Origin of the sequence: Cognatiyoonia koreensis (assembly GCF_900109295.1) — a bacterium.
Lineage (GTDB): Bacteria > Pseudomonadota > Alphaproteobacteria > Rhodobacterales > Rhodobacteraceae > Cognatiyoonia > Cognatiyoonia koreensis.
Window position 1 is genome coordinate 1,977,343 of record NZ_FOIZ01000001.1, and the last position, 13,383, is coordinate 1,990,725.

Annotated in this window: 14 protein-coding genes; 4 read left to right on the forward strand and 10 right to left on the reverse strand. The window is 58.1% G+C overall.

Features of this window, described 5'->3' with window-relative positions; translation table 11 throughout:
• Positions 1-152: 152 nt before the first annotated feature.
• The 7 genes from BMY44_RS09770 to BMY44_RS09800 form a co-directional block, all read right to left on the reverse strand.
• The gene (locus tag BMY44_RS09770) at positions 153-2,162 is read right to left on the reverse strand and encodes a M3 family metallopeptidase (protein ID WP_089993337.1); all 2,010 of its coding nucleotides are present in this window, start codon (positions 2,160-2,162) and stop codon (positions 153-155) included.
• A gap of 90 nt (positions 2,163-2,252) precedes the next feature.
• The gene (locus BMY44_RS09775) at positions 2,253-3,041 is read right to left on the reverse strand and encodes an amino acid ABC transporter permease (RefSeq protein ID WP_089993339.1); all 789 of its coding nucleotides are present in this window, start codon (positions 3,039-3,041) and stop codon (positions 2,253-2,255) included.
• A gap of 34 nt (positions 3,042-3,075) precedes the next feature.
• Entirely contained in the window at positions 3,076-3,849 is a 774-nt protein-coding gene (locus BMY44_RS09780) for a transporter substrate-binding domain-containing protein (protein ID WP_242650551.1), read from the reverse strand.
• 63 nt (positions 3,850-3,912) lie between these two features.
• Entirely contained in the window at positions 3,913-4,971 is a 1,059-nt protein-coding gene (locus BMY44_RS09785) for a HesA/MoeB/ThiF family protein (protein ID WP_089993344.1), read from the reverse strand.
• Entirely contained in the window at positions 4,968-5,435 is a 468-nt protein-coding gene (gene dut, locus BMY44_RS09790; RefSeq protein ID WP_089993347.1) for a dUTP diphosphatase, read from the reverse strand. Before dut ends, BMY44_RS09785 begins: the two co-directional genes overlap by 4 nt.
• Positions 5,432-6,652, reverse strand: coding sequence for a bifunctional phosphopantothenoylcysteine decarboxylase/phosphopantothenate--cysteine ligase CoaBC (gene coaBC, locus BMY44_RS09795; protein ID WP_089994788.1), 1,221 nt, complete (start codon positions 6,650-6,652; stop codon positions 5,432-5,434). Before coaBC ends, dut begins: the two co-directional genes overlap by 4 nt.
• A 71-nt stretch (positions 6,653-6,723) precedes the next feature.
• Positions 6,724-7,602, reverse strand: coding sequence for an RNA polymerase factor sigma-32 (locus BMY44_RS09800; RefSeq protein WP_089994790.1), 879 nt, complete (start codon positions 7,600-7,602; stop codon positions 6,724-6,726).
• 84 nt (positions 7,603-7,686) lie between these two features.
• Here BMY44_RS09800 and cobU point away from each other — a divergent pair, with 84 nt between their 5' ends.
• From cobU to BMY44_RS09820, 4 genes are read left to right on the forward strand one after another with little or no spacing between them, the layout of a single operon-like run.
• Entirely contained in the window at positions 7,687-8,217 is a 531-nt protein-coding gene (cobU, locus tag BMY44_RS09805) for a bifunctional adenosylcobinamide kinase/adenosylcobinamide-phosphate guanylyltransferase (protein WP_089993350.1), read from the forward strand.
• Positions 8,214-8,792: a histidine phosphatase family protein gene (locus BMY44_RS09810; RefSeq protein WP_089993352.1), complete on the forward strand. Its 579-nt coding sequence runs from the start codon at positions 8,214-8,216 to the stop codon at positions 8,790-8,792. The genes cobU and BMY44_RS09810 overlap by 4 nt, the downstream gene beginning before the upstream one ends.
• Before the next feature lie 58 nt (positions 8,793-8,850).
• Entirely contained in the window at positions 8,851-9,540 is a 690-nt protein-coding gene (locus tag BMY44_RS09815; RefSeq protein WP_089993354.1) for a glutathione S-transferase, read from the forward strand.
• Between the two features lie 45 nt (positions 9,541-9,585).
• Positions 9,586-11,100, forward strand: a complete 1,515-nt coding sequence (locus BMY44_RS09820) for a YifB family Mg chelatase-like AAA ATPase (protein WP_089993357.1) — start codon at positions 9,586-9,588, stop codon at positions 11,098-11,100.
• Here BMY44_RS09820 and gshB read toward each other — a convergent pair.
• From gshB to rsmI, 3 genes are all read right to left on the reverse strand, one after another.
• Positions 11,097-12,038, reverse strand: a complete 942-nt coding sequence (gshB, locus tag BMY44_RS09825) for a glutathione synthase (protein ID WP_089993359.1) — start codon at positions 12,036-12,038, stop codon at positions 11,097-11,099. The genes BMY44_RS09820 and gshB overlap by 4 nt on opposite strands.
• A 74-nt stretch (positions 12,039-12,112) precedes the next feature.
• Positions 12,113-12,469, reverse strand: coding sequence for a YraN family protein (locus BMY44_RS09830; protein WP_089993361.1), 357 nt, complete (start codon positions 12,467-12,469; stop codon positions 12,113-12,115).
• On the reverse strand, positions 12,466-13,326 hold the full coding sequence (gene rsmI, locus BMY44_RS09835; RefSeq protein ID WP_089993364.1) for a 16S rRNA (cytidine(1402)-2'-O)-methyltransferase: 861 nt from the start codon (positions 13,324-13,326) through the stop codon (positions 12,466-12,468). The genes BMY44_RS09830 and rsmI overlap by 4 nt, the downstream gene beginning before the upstream one ends.
• Positions 13,327-13,383 lie beyond the last annotated feature (57 nt).

Here is a 13,383-nt window from a genome sequence, read left to right on the forward strand (position 1 = left end):
CGTCGCCGCGCAACGCAAAGTAACAACCGGTCAGAATCGCAGTATTTCTCGACATGTCAGATGCCATATGTCCGCGGCAGACGCACAAAACCCATCTACAGACGCAGCATCCGCAACTTTGGACAAAGACCATCCGACCCTTTGCGCCCGGATCAAGCCGCCAGTCCGCGGCCTTTCAGCAAAGCTTCAACGCCCGGCAACCGCCCCCGAAACGCAGTGTAAAGCTCTGCCGCATCTACAGACCCACCGGATGACAGCACTGTCTCTTCCAACCTCTTCGCAAGATCGGGATCGAATGGATCGCCGGCTTCCTCAAATGCCTCGAAGGCGTCAGCATCCATAACTTCTGACCACATGTAACTGTAATAACCGCTCGAATACCCGTCGCCCGCAAAGACATGGGCAAAATGCGGTGTCGCGTGACGCATGCGGATGGCATGCGGCATCCCGATCGATTCAAGCACCTCGGCCTGTTTCTGCATCGGATCGGCGGGGGGCGGACCATCGTGAAATTCCAGATCGACAAGGGCTGAGGCGACATACTCGACCGTCTGGAAGCCCATATCATACGTGTTTGCAGCCAGCACCTTGTCCAGCAACGCACGTGGCATCGGCTCACCTGTTTCGGCATGGGTCGCAAACTCAGACAGCACTTCGGGGACTTCCAGCCAGTGTTCATAAAGCTGGCTGGGCAGTTCAACGAAATCACGGGCCACGGACGTGCCACTAATGCTTTCATAGGTCACATCAGACAGCATCTGGTGCAGGGCATGGCCAAACTCGTGAAACAGTGTGCGCGCATCATCATATGACAGCAAAGCAGGCTTTCCTGCTTCAGGCTTGGCAAAATTGCAGACGTTGACGACATGCGGGCGCACATCGCCTTGCAAGCGCTGCTGGCTGCGCATCGCCATGCACCAGGCACCGGAGCGCTTGGAGGGGCGTGCAAAGTAATCGCCCATGAAAACAGCGATATGCTCGCCGTTGCGCGTGACCTCCCACAGCTTGACATCGTCGTGGTAGACCGGTCCGTCAATTGGCGCGAAAGACAAACCAAACAGGCGATTTGCACAGGCGAACGCAGCCTCGATCATCTTTTCCAGCTGCAAATAGGGTTTCAATTCCGCTTCGTTCAGATCGTGTTCCTGCTTGCGGCGAATGTCGGAATAGTAACGCCAGTCCCAGGGTTCCAGCGGCCCATCAAACCCGTCAGCGTGTAACATGCGCTCCAACGCCTTCGCGTCGGATTGCGCCTGCGCTTTGGCCGGTGTCCAGACCTGCATCAGCAGCTCGCGCACCGCTTCCGGCGTCCCGGCCATCTCGGTTTCCAGTTTGAAATCAGCAAAATTCGCATATCCCAGAAGCCGGGCGCGATCTTCGCGCAGGCGGAGCGTTTCGGCAGCAATTGCGCGATTGTCCGTCTCGCCCCCGTTCTGGCCGCGTGCGACCCAGGCCTCGTAGGCCGTCTTGCGCAGGTCACGCCGCGGCGAAAACTGCAGGAATGGCACGATCAAAGAGCGCGAGAGCGTCACAACAGGCGAACCGCCACCGGCAGCACGGGCAGTCGCGATAACGAAATCTGGTAATCCGTCCAGATCTTCGTCACTCAACGGCATTGCCCATTCCCGCTCGTCCGCCAGCAGGTTCTGCGTAAATTCCGTGCCCAGCACCGACAGCCGCGATTTCACGTCGCGCAAACGCTTCGCCGCGTCCCCTTCCAGCTGCGCACCCGCCCGCACAAAGCTGCGCCGCGTCAACATCAGCACCCGCATCTGCTCATCCGTGAGATCGAGTGCGTCGCGCTCCGCCCACAGGGTTTCGATGCGCGCAAACAGGGCCTTGTTCTCGATTGTTTCCGATCCATATGCGCTCAACTTTGGTGCAAATTCGCGCTGCAGCGCTTCGCGCTTGTCGTTGCTATCCGCGCCCGCGACTCCATAAAACGCACCAAGAATACGGTTCAGATCGTCCTCGGACATCTCCAGCGCCTCGATGGTATTCGCGAATGTCGGCGGCTCTGCGGACCCAGAAATCGCATCAATCGCCGCACGTCCACGCCCCAGCGCCTCATCAACCGCAGGTGACCAGTCATCATCGGAAATGCGGTCAAAAGGTGGAAGTCCGAAAGGCGTGTCCCATTCGGTCAAAAGCGGATTTGTCATGTGGCGATCTCCTTTGAACCATAGGTAGGGCGGTCAGGTCCTAAGTGCCAGCGTGCCTGTATCATCTTGCCAAAAATACTCAAAAATCGCCTACCGCTGGCGCATTCGCCTTTCGAAATTGCGCAACAGAATCGACAAGCCGATCGTCATCGTCAGATAAAGCAGGGCAACGATGTTATAGGTTTCGAAATAGCGAAAATTCCCGGCGGCCGTCACCTTGCCAAGCTGGGTGATGTCCGTAACGCCCAGAACCGAGACGAGTGAGGAATCCTTGACCATCGCCACGAAATCATTGCCAAGCGGTGGCAGCACCGTCCGCAAGGCCTGTGGCAGAACGATATGGCGCAGCCGCTGCCACTTGTTCAGGCCCAGCGCCTCGGCGGCTTCGATTTGCCCGTGATCGACTGATTGCAGGCCGGCGCGAAACACCTCTGCCAGAAATGATGCATATGCCAGTGTCAGCGCGATCACCGCCCGCCAAAGCAACGAAAAATCGCGGGTCCGCATCGCCTCGAATCCCAGCGCTTCTTGCACCCAACCGATCAACGCGACAAGTGCCGGGGCAAGGACAAAGGCAACATAAAGCAACAGCACGATGATCGGGATTCCGCGCATAACTTCGACGTACAACCGCGCAATCTGCCGCCAGATCAGCCATTGCGACGTCGCCATCAGCGCCAGCACCAGCCCCAATGCACAGGCCAGAATGTAGGATACAAGGGCTACGAACACCGTGATCCGCAGCCCTTTCATCAACGTTACAAGAACCTGCGTATAGGTGTCGTCGGTCAGCACCTGCGCGAACAGATAAATGCCGATGGCGGCCACGATCAGCAGCCACCAAGGGAAATCCTTGTCGTCAGGCGAGGTCGGAAGCATCGCGTGCGATGCCGCTCAGATCACCGGCCCCGCGCTATTCGCCAAGCTTGTATTCAAGGAACCACTTGGTGTTAAGCGCATCAATCGTACCATCGGCCTGCATGTCGGCGATTGCGGCATTCATCGGTGCGACAAGTTCAGAGCCCTTCGGGAAGATGAACCCGAAATCTTCAGTACCCAGCTTTTCGCCGATGATCTTCAAACCGCCGTCAGATGCTTCGACATATCCGTTTCCGGCAGTGCCATCTGTCAGAACAAGGTCGACATCGCCAGCGCGCAGCGCCTGCACGGTCGCGCCGAATGTTTCCATCAACTTGATGCGTGGATTGGCCTCATCGCCATCAAGCACGTCATAGACGCCAACATAGAACGGGGTCGTGCCCGGTTGGGCGGCCATCAGCAGGTCTTCATCGGCTGCGAAACTTGCGGCATCCGTAAAACGATCCTCGTCACCACGCACCATCATGACCATTTCAGATGTCATGTAACTGTCGGAAAAGTCGACAACTTCCGCACGGTCGTCGCGAATGGTAATCCCCGTCATACCCATATCGAATTGACCTTCGGACACCGCCGGGATCATCGCGTCCCAAGAGATGTTCTCATAGGTCACGGTGATATTCAGACGCTCTGCGATTTCGGCCATCGCGTCATATTCCCAACCGACGGCATTGCCGTCATTGTCCATGAACTGCAGCGGCGGGTATGCGTTCTCGGTCACGACGACCACTTCCTGCCCGCCCAAGTCGGGCAGGTGGCCGTCTGCAGTTGCGGCTGTGCCGATTACCGTCGCAACGGCGCACATCATCAAAGTTCTCATCGTGTTGTCCCCCAAAGGCATAAATGATCCTGTCGCGAAGTATGCCCCGCTTCAGCCCGCTTGCAAGCCTTTGCCTTTGCAAACGCTACAATCTGCACGCGGTTTGGCCGCGATGATCCGCGTTTCGGCGAAAAGTGCGTCGTAAATCAGCATCCGCCCGCGCAGCGTCTCGCCAGCGGCGGTAATCACCTTCAACGCCTCCAAAGCCATCATCGCGCCGATCACGCCGGGCAAAGGTCCGATAACTCCAGCCTCTGCACAAGTCGGCACCAGATGCGGTTCCGGAGCTTTTGGAAAGATGCAGGCATAACAGGGGGTGCCTGCCGACGGATCATAGATGCTGATCTGCCCTTCCCATTGCGTCAGCGCGCCAGCAATCAGCGGTCGTCCTGTACGCACACAGGCGGCATTGGCCAGATAACGGGTCGGAAAATTGTCCGTGCCATCAAGGACAAGATCGTATTCGCTGAAAAGAGCTTCGGCGATTGTTTCATCAAGGCGGCGATGATAGGGTTTCACAGTGACGAATGGATTCTGTGCCTGCATGGCTTCGGCTGCTGAATGCACCTTGGGCAGTCCGATGCTTGCGTCCTTGTGAATGACCTGACGCTGCAGGTTCGTGTTTTCCACGATATCGTCGTCAATAACTCCAATCGTGCCGACCCCCGCCGCCGCAAGATACTGCAAAGCCGCGGCACCAAGACCCCCTGCCCCAATCACAAGCACCTTCGCATCGCGCAAAGCCTTCTGGCCCGGCCCGCCGACTTCACGTAGCATCATATGGCGGGCATATCGGTTCAGCTCGGTTTCGGAAAACTTGCCCACAGGTGCCGGTGACGGAAACGCCTCGGGTTGTTGCACCCGTGCTTTCAAACGCCCCAACAGGATGCTGTAGCCCCAAATCCCAAGGCCAAAGGCAATTACCAGCGCCCAAAGGCGCGCATCGCCGCCCGTCGCCTCGCGGAGCGGATGGCCTTGTGGCAGTGCGATCTGCAACGCCATCACGCAGACAAGCAGCAGCAGGATCATTGTCCAACGTGCCGATCGCGGTGTCTTCATGACAACGCCGGTCAGCCAGATAACCGCAACCATGGTTCCAACCATGATCATGTGTCGACACCCGTCGAACCAAAGCCACCTGCACCGCGCGCAGTCTTGTCCAGCGCATTGACCAGTTGGAAATCAGCTTGGATCACCGGTGCCACAACCATCTGTGCGATCCGTTCGCCATGCCCTATGTGGAATGCCTCCTGCCCGAGGTTGACGAGAATAACACCGACCGTTCCGCGATAATCACTGTCAATCGTACCCGGCGCATTGACCATGGAAATGCCGTGGCGCAGGGCCAAACCGGAACGTGGCCGGATCTGTACCTCGCTCCCTGCCGGGACCGCCAACCGCAGGCCCGTCGGAATCAGCGCGCGCTGACCGGGTTCCAGCACCATCCCACCGCGATCCGCTTTGGGAAAGTTCGCACAGACATCCGCGCCTGCGGCACCAGCAGTCTGATAGGTTGGCAGTGGCAATTCCTTGTCAGCAGAGTCGTCCCACATGACATTAACGGTGCAACTCATGTCGCGGCACGCCCTTTCGCAGATGTCGCAAGCGTTTCAGCGATCAGATCGGCAAGACGCGCGGCAACTGCATCCTTACCCATGCGCGGCCATGGCTCTGCCTTATCGGCAGAAATCAGCGTCACTGCGTTTTCCGCACCACCCATAATGCCAGTCTCAGGAGAAACATCATTGGCCAGAATCCAGTCACACCCCTTGCGCTCTCGCTTGGCAGTGGCGTGAGCGATCACATCATCGGTTTCCGCGGCAAAGCCGACAACAAGGGCCGGTCGCCCTGTCTTCAACTGAGAGACAGTCGCCAGAATGTCGGGGTTTTCCGCGAAAGCGATTGTCGGAAGCTTTTTACCGGATTTCTTAATCTTGCTGTCCGATGCACTTTCAACGCGCCAGTCTGCAACAGCAGCAGCAAAAACCGCCGCATCCGCTGGCAAGGCAGCCTGCACCGCAGTCAGCATTTCCTGCGCCGTCTGAATACTGACAACGTCTACGCCATGTGGTGGCGGCACGTCAGCAGGGCCTGTGACGAACGTCACGTGCGCCCCGCGCGCAACAAGCGCCTTGGCAATCGCCGTACCTTGCGCGCCGGAAGACCGGTTCGCGATGTATCGCACGGGGTCAATCGGTTCATGCGTCGGGCCGGATGTGACCAGCACGTGCTTTCCCTTCAACGGACCATCAGCCAATGCCGCATCGACAGCCGCGACGATTTCCAGCGGTTCAGCCATGCGACCTGGGCCATACTCGCCGCAAGCCATGTCGCCTTCGTCTGGCCCGACTGACAGCACTCCGTCCCGCTGCAATGTCGCCAAATTGCGCTGCGTGGCCGGATGTTCCCACATGCGCACATTCATGCTGGGGGCAATCAGAACGCGCTTGTCCGTTGCCAAAAGCAGGGTGGACGCAAGATCATTGGCCAAACCGCTTGCCATTTTCGCCATCAGATCAGCCGTGGCGGGCGCGACGACGATCAGGTCAGCGGCGCGGGACAGTTCGATATGGCCCATCTCGGCCTCATCAGTCAGATCGAAAAGATCCTGATAAACCTTCTGCGCCGCCAGCCCGGAAACAGACAAGGGTGTTACGAATTCGGCCCCGGCCTTTGTTAGCACCGGGGTCACTTTCGCGCCGCGTTCACGCAGCCGGCGGATCAGGTCAAGCGACTTGAATGCCGCGATACCGCCGCCAATGATCAGTAGGATATGTTTGCCAGCAAGCATCATGCTTCCCCAAAAAAGAGATACGCGCCCGACGTTAGCCGGACGCGCTCTGAGGGGGAAGGGGGGATGGTTCAGGCAAAAAACGCTTTGACTTCGCCACTTTGCGCCTCAAGCGTCTTACGCATTTTTCCGAAAGCAGCCGCCTCAAGCTGGCGAACACGCTCTTTTGACAGGCCAAGCTCCGTGCCGAGGCTTTCCAGCGTGCGCGGATCGTCACGCAATTTGCGCTCCCGTACGATGAACCGCTCACGCTCGTTCAACTCGTTCAGTGCTGACAGCAGCCACTGGCGCAGCGTGTCATTGTCATGGTTGTTTTCCACGTGTTCGGCGGCCTGCATACCGTCATCTTCAAGCGCGTCGATCCATTCACGACCTTCATCTTCTGACGATTGGGTCGCGTTCAGGGAAAAATCGGATCCCGACAAACGGCCTTCCATCATTTCTACATCGTGAAGTGGTACACCCACCTCTTCCGAAATCAGGCGGCGCATCACATGCCCTTCAAGCACCCGACCTTCGGCTGCCGCTTCACGCTCCAGGCGGGCCTGAACGCGACGCATGTTGAAGAACAGGGATTTCTGGGAAGACGTTGAACCGGTACGAACCATAGACCAGTTGCGCATCACGTAGTCCTGAATGGACGCCTTGATCCACCAGACTGCATAGGTCGAAAAGCGCACGCCACGGTCGGGGTCGAACTTGTCCGCGGCCTTCATCAGACCGACAGAAGCCTCTTGAATAAGGTCGTTCATCGGCGCACCATAGCGCTTAAACTTCGCAGCCATTGAGATCGCAAGTCGCATGTACGCGGTAATCAACCGATGAAGTGCGCGCTCGTCACGCTGGTCACGCCATGCATAGGCCAGCTTCAATTCAGTTTCTGCATCAAGTAGTTCAGCCTTCATCGCGGTGCGCGAGAGCGTCTGATCGGAAAAGCCATCGAAAGCCATGTTCATTCCCCAGTTGATTTTATCGTGTTGTTTGGCGCTTTATTGCAGTTGTTACGGGACGTCAGTTAGAATGGATCAAAATAAGTGACGCATTTCTTGCCCAAACTGACATTGGTACTAGGCGGCGCGGCCTGCGGAAAATCGGCCTACGCGGAGTCGTTGGCCAAACGCAGTGAACGATCACGCGTTTATGTTGCGACAGCACAAGCGTTCGACGCCGAAATGAAGGCCAAGATCGCGGCACACCGAAACATGCGCGGGCCGGACTGGATCACCATCGAAGCACCGATCGACGTGGCAAATGCGCTGTCTTCCGCGCAAGCAGAGCAGGTCGTGTTGATCGATTGTGCCACACTTTGGCTGACAAATGTGCTGCTGGACAATCACGAGATCGAGATCGAAACCGCAACTTTCTGCGCAGCGCTTGCCGCAGCACCCTGCCCCATCATCGTTGTATCCAACGAGGTCGGACAAGGTATTGTACCCGACAACGCCCTGTCACGCCAGTTCCGCAACGCCCAAGGCAAGCTCAACCAGATGCTGGCGGCGCAGGCGGACACTGTTGTCACGGTCATGGCCGGCCTCCCCCTCGCGCTGAAAGGCGATCTTTTGTGACCCATGTCTGGTTGGTACGGCACGGGCCGACACACGAAAAAGCCTTTACCGGCTGGCGCGATGTGCCGGCCGATCTTTCGGATGCGGCCCAGATCGAAAGGGTAAGTGCCTATCTGCCACGTGATGCACTGGTGATTTCATCCGATCTCAAACGCGCGCATGACACCGCAACTGCCATCGGCGGTGATCGCAAGCGATTGCCGTCATGTCCAGCGCTGCGCGAATTGAACTTCGGGCATTGGGACGGATTGACCTTCGATGCGGTTTCAGAACGCGACCCGATCCTCTCCCGTCAGTACTGGGAAGAACCCGGTGATCTGCGCGCGCCGGATGGTGAAAGCTGGAACGATGCGGCCGCCCGTTTCGGGACCCGCCTCGATACGCTGATCGCAGACCACCGCCCCGCCCATTTGGTGGTTGTGGCCCACATGGGTGTTATCATGACGCAGATCCAAAGGGCGGGGTCAATGTCAGCCTATGCAGCGATGGGCCACCAGATCGACAACTATTCAACGACGGACATGCGCCTTGTTGATGGGCATTGGACGCTGGGTGTAATCAATCACGTTCCGTGATGACAAACCGCACAAATCGGCGTTGGCTGTCGCCTGCAAAAATCGGTAAATCGACGCTATGACATATGATCTCTACATCGGTGACCGGACATTCTCGAGCTGGTCTTTGCGGGGCTGGCTGATGCTCGAAAAGTTCGGGCTCGACTACAACACCCATTTTGTTGGACTCTACGCAAAGACGCTGGACCGCGATCTTGCGCATTTGGCACCGGCACGGACAGTGCCTGTTCTTGTGACGCCCGATGGCGCAATCCTGCCCGACAGCATGGCAATGGCCGAAACGTTGGTGGAACTCCATCCGGATATCGCTTTTTATCCGCGTGACCCGGTCGCACGGGGGCTGTGCAGAACGATGGTCGCTGAAATGCATAGCGGATTCATGACGCTGCGCGCAGAATGCAGCAACATGATCAGCCAAGTCTGGGAAGGTTTCACACCGTCACAAGGCGTCCTGTCCGATCTGGCGCGGATCGAGGAACTCTGGGCGCTCGCGCGATCCCGTCACGGGGCAAAGGGTCCGTGGCTTTTTGGTGAATACACGTTGGCGGACGCGTTTTTCGCACCTGTTACGCATCGCATGACGACATATGAACTGCCAAGATCTGCGCTGGCGCAGGCCTACATCGATACGCAACTTGCCGATCCTGCATTTCTGGTATGGCGGGCAGACGCAATGAAGGAAACGCACGAACCGTTCCCATATGATCTTGGTCTGCCACGCAAACCCTGGCCCGTTAACAATTCCTAAACCACGTTCCGCGTAGGTGTTTACACCTGACAACGGGGACAAGACATGGTGGCAGTCGCCTATACGGTGGCCTTTGACGGGATCGACGCACGCTTGGTCGAAGTGCAATGCGCTGTCTCTCCGGGCCTGCCAGCATTCAGTATCGTCGGGCTGCCTGACAAGGCGGTCAGCGAAGCCCGTGAACGGGTTCGTGCGGCCCTGACCGCCATGGCCATCGCGCTGCCTTCCAAACGCATTACGATTAACATGTCACCAGCGGACCTGCCGAAAGAAGGATCGCATTTCGACCTGCCGATCGCGCTGGCCCTGCTGGCTGCACTTGAAATCATTCCGCGCGACGCAGTGGCACAGACCGTCGCATTGGGGGAACTATCGCTCGATGGCGGATTGGTCTCTGTCATCGGTACCCTGCCCGCTGCAATGGCCGCAGCCGAAGACGACCGCACACTGATCTGTCCAGCGGGCTGTGGCGCTGAAGCGGCATGGGTGAATGCTGTCACCGTGATCGCCCCCGCATCGCTCGCGCAAACTGTACAACATTTCAACGGCCAAGCGATCCTTGAACCGGCACAGCCGGGTGAGGTGCAGGCACGCGACGCAACCCGTGATCTGTCAGAAGTGAAAGGACAGGAACGGGCTAAGCGCGCACTGGAAATCGCGGCGGCGGGGCGGCACCACCTTTTTCTTGTCGGATCACCCGGTTCAGGCAAATCCATGCTGTCGGCTCGGATACCGGGCATCCTGCCTGACCTGACCCCGGCAGAGGCGCTTGAAACGTCGATGATCCACTCCCTTTCGGGATTGCTCGACGAAGGTGGTATCAACCGACAGCGCCCGTTCCGTGAACCCCATCACACGGCATCTATGGCGGCAATCGTCGGCGGCGGGCGCGGAGCAAAGCCCGGTGAAATCTCACTGGCGCATAACGGCGTGCTTTTCATGGATGAATTCCCCGAATTTCCGCGGACGGTGCTGGAAACCTTGCGTCAGCCTATCGAAACCGGCGAAGTCGTCGTCGCCCGCGCGAATGCGCACGTAAAATATCCCTGCAAATTCATGCTGGTGGCAGCCGCAAACCCTTGCAAATGCGGCTATCTTGCCGATCCGGCGCGGGCGTGCGCCCGGGTGCCAGCCTGCGGAGAGGATTACCTCGGACGCATTTCCGGGCCACTAATGGACCGGTTCGACCTGCGGGTCGAGGTGCCGCCGGTCGCGTTCACAGACCTTGATCTGCCAGCTGACGGTGAAAAATCGGAACAGATTGCGAAACGGGTTGCGATGGCCCGTGACATTCAGACGACGCGCTATGCCAAACGGCCGGGCATGACGGCAAATGCGGACGCGCAAGGGGCCATTCTGGAAGACGTCGCCACACCAGATACAGAAGGACGTGCTCTCCTGACGCAGGTGGCCGAACGCTTCGGTTTGTCTGCGCGCGGATATCACCGGGTATTGCGTGTGGCGCGCACGATTGCGGATCTTGAAGGTGCCCCGGACGTGCGCAAGCCACATGTTGCCGAAGCCGTCAGCTACAGGCTGACGCTCACGAAAGAGGTTTAGGCCCGCTTTGCCTCGATCGCTTCCCAGATCTTGGCCGCGATATTCGTGCCGTCGAACCGCTCAAGTTCCTGAATGCCGGTGGGTGATGTGACGTTTATCTCGGTCAACCAGTCCCCTATCACGTCAATCCCGACAAAGACCTGACCCTTCTCTTTCAGCAGCGGGCCAATCGCGGCACAGATTTCACGATCGCGATCAGTCAGCGACACTTTCTCGGGGCGGCCACCGACGTGCATGTTCGAACGGGTTTCACCAGCCGCGGGCACCCGATTGATCGCACCGACGGGTTCGCCATCGACAAGGATGATGCGCTTATCGCCCTTGCTTACATCCGGCAGAAACTTCTGCATGATCAGCGGTTCACGGTTGATGCCGGTAAATACCTCGTGCAGCGAAGCAAGGTTACTGTCATCTGATTGCAGTTTGAAAACGCCGGCCCCGCCGTTGCCATAAAGCGGCTTGAGAATGACATCTCCATGGTCCTTGCGGAACACCTTGAGGGTTTCGAGATCACGCGCGATCATCGTCGGCGGGGTCAGGTCAGAAAATGCGAGAACCAACAGTTTTTCAGGATAGTTGCGGACCCAAAACGGGTCATTCACGACAAGCGTTTGCGGGTGCACCATATCCAGAAGGTGCGTCGTAGTGATATAACCCATGTCAAACGGCGGGTCTTGCCGCAACCATATGACGTCCAGATCGGCAAGGTCCATTTCCGTCTCGTCGCCAAGGGTGAAATGGTTGCCCTTTTCGCGGCGCACTTCCAGCGGCCACCCCCGCGCCGTGACGCGACCCTCACGATAGGCAATCTTGTCCGGCGTGTAATAAAACAGGCGATGGCCGCGTGCCTGTGCCTCTTCGGCAATGCGGAACGTGCTGTCTGCGTCGATATTGATCGGACCGATAGGATCCATCTGGAAAGCAACGTGAAGCGACATGACAGCCCTCGCTCAATTATGTGGTGCGCTCTGATACATGGCCCAGCGGGTGGGCGGGTGCAATCCTGTAATGTCTAGGCTTCCATGAATGCGTTCTCGATGATCCGAACGGCACCACTACTGTCGACCATTGCCAGATCAAAACGCATGTCCGTCAATTGGCCGTCGGGCTCGTTGGAAACGAATTCGGTTGCAGCCGCACAAAGCCGATCCATCTGCTTGCGCGACAGCCGCGTCGCGGCCCGCGTGAAACTACTGCTTTTCTTCACCTCAACAAAGACGACACGTGCGCCTTCCCGGACAATCAGGTCAACCTCGCCACCTTTGCCGCGCCACCGCCTTTCGGCGATAATGCGACCGCGGCGCAGATAATCCTTCGCTACGATATCTTCGGCGGCTACGCCTGCGTGATAGCTGGTTTTACCGCTCACGTTTCATCCTTCAGGCCCAATGCCCGCTGATACACATCCTTGCGTGGCATGCCAAAGGCACCGGCCACTGTCGTTGCTGCATCTTTCACCCGCATCGTCTCCAGCGCCGTTCGAAGGGCCGTATCCACATCTGCATCGGATATCACCGTGGCCCCTGCGCGACCGACAAGCACCACGATCTCACCCTTGACGCTGCGCCCGTCAAATGCCGCAACCAGTTCTGCCAGCGATCCACGCTGCGTTTCTTCAAATTTCTTCGTCAGTTCGCGGCAGACAGCCGCTTCGCGCGTACCGCCCAGAATTTCGCAGAGATCGGCTAACAATTCATGAACGCGTTTTGGCGACTCGAAGAACACTAGCGTAAACGGCGTATCCCGCAGTTGCGCAATTTCCGTCTGCCTGGCGGCCTTGCTGGCGGGCAGAAAGCCGACAAAGGCAAAGCGATCGGTGGCAAGCCCCGAAACGGTCAAGGCCGCTAGCACGGCCGACGCGCCCGGTGCGGCAATCACCGCGAACCCAGCGCCCGCAGCAGCAACGCCCAATTCATACCCCGGATCAGCGACCAAAGGGGTGCCTGCCTCTGACACATAGGCGACGGAACGCCCTGCTTTCATGTGCTCCAGTAACTTCTGGATAACGGCTTTGCCGCTGTGATCATGAAACGCGACGATCCGGCGCTCCCCCAGTGGAACGCCATGGATTTCCATTAGTTTGCGCGCTGTTCGCGTGTCTTCCGCTGCAAGCACGTCCGCACTTGCCAGAATATCCAGACCGCGCAATGTGATATCGCGGGCGGCACCGATGGGTGTCGCCACAAAATACAAACCGGCAGAGAGTGGCTTGATCTCAAAATTCATGCCTAGACCCTTCCGTCACGGTCTTTATGATGCGCCACAAGAATGGCTGTCAGGGGG

Coding starts and splice junctions, on each gene's coding strand:
- BMY44_RS09770 (WP_089993337.1), bottom strand. CDS start 2,162: ATGACAAATCCGCTTTTGACCGAATGGGACACGCCTTTCGGACTTCCA.
- BMY44_RS09775 (WP_089993339.1), bottom strand. CDS start 3,041: ATGCTTCCGACCTCGCCTGACGACAAGGATTTCCCTTGGTGGCTGCTG.
- BMY44_RS09780 (WP_242650551.1), bottom strand. CDS start 3,849: ATGATGTGCGCCGTTGCGACGGTAATCGGCACAGCCGCAACTGCAGAC.
- BMY44_RS09785 (WP_089993344.1), bottom strand. CDS start 4,971: ATGATCATGGTTGGAACCATGGTTGCGGTTATCTGGCTGACCGGCGTT.
- dut (WP_089993347.1), bottom strand. CDS start 5,435: ATGAGTTGCACCGTTAATGTCATGTGGGACGACTCTGCTGACAAGGAA.
- coaBC (WP_089994788.1), bottom strand. CDS start 6,652: ATGCTTGCTGGCAAACATATCCTACTGATCATTGGCGGCGGTATCGCG.
- BMY44_RS09800 (WP_089994790.1), bottom strand. CDS start 7,602: ATGGCTTTCGATGGCTTTTCCGATCAGACGCTCTCGCGCACCGCGATG.
- BMY44_RS09815 (WP_089993354.1), top strand. CDS start 8,851: ATGACATATGATCTCTACATCGGTGACCGGACATTCTCGAGCTGGTCT.
- BMY44_RS09820 (WP_089993357.1), top strand. CDS start 9,586: ATGGTGGCAGTCGCCTATACGGTGGCCTTTGACGGGATCGACGCACGC.
- gshB (WP_089993359.1), bottom strand. CDS start 12,038: ATGTCGCTTCACGTTGCTTTCCAGATGGATCCTATCGGTCCGATCAAT.
- rsmI (WP_089993364.1), bottom strand. CDS start 13,326: ATGAATTTTGAGATCAAGCCACTCTCTGCCGGTTTGTATTTTGTGGCG.